Origin of the sequence: Streptomyces sp. SID13726 (assembly GCF_010548375.1) — a bacterium.
In the GTDB taxonomy this organism is placed as follows: domain Bacteria; phylum Actinomycetota; class Actinomycetes; order Streptomycetales; family Streptomycetaceae; genus Streptomyces.
This window is the reverse complement of sequence record NZ_JAAGLY010000908.1, coordinates 1-380: the sequence shown is the minus strand read 5'-3', so window position 1 is coordinate 380 and position 380 is coordinate 1. Positions and strand designations below refer to the sequence as shown.

Annotated in this window: 1 pseudogene; it reads left to right on the top strand. The window is 76.8% G+C overall.

Annotated elements, in window-relative coordinates:
- Positions 1-96 precede the first annotated feature (96 nt).
- A pseudogene (locus tag G3I78_RS50935) lies at positions 97-380 on the top strand (SAM-dependent methyltransferase); the annotation flags it as partial.

The window sequence follows — 380 nt, the reverse complement described above, 5'->3', positions numbered from 1 at the left end:
CGGGTACGGGGGCTCGGCACGGGGGCTCGGCACGGGGGTGCGGTACGGGGGTTCGGCTCGGGGTCGGTTCGGCACCAGGCGAAGGAGGCGGACGGCATGACCGACACGGCAGGCGCGCGCGACGCTGACCGCGCGCTCAAGGCGAAGCACCGGACCATGTGGGCGCTCGGCGACTACCCGGCGGTCGCCAAGGAGGTCGTCGGGGCCCTCGGGCCCGTCCTGGTCGAGGCTTGCGGGGTGAAGCCCGGCGACAGGGTGCTCGACATCGCCGCGGGGTCGGGGAACGCCGCCATCCCGGCCGCGCTGGCCGGCGGCGACGTGATCGCCTCCGACCTCACGCCCGAGCTGCTGGAGGTGGGGCGGCGGGATGCGGCGGCGCG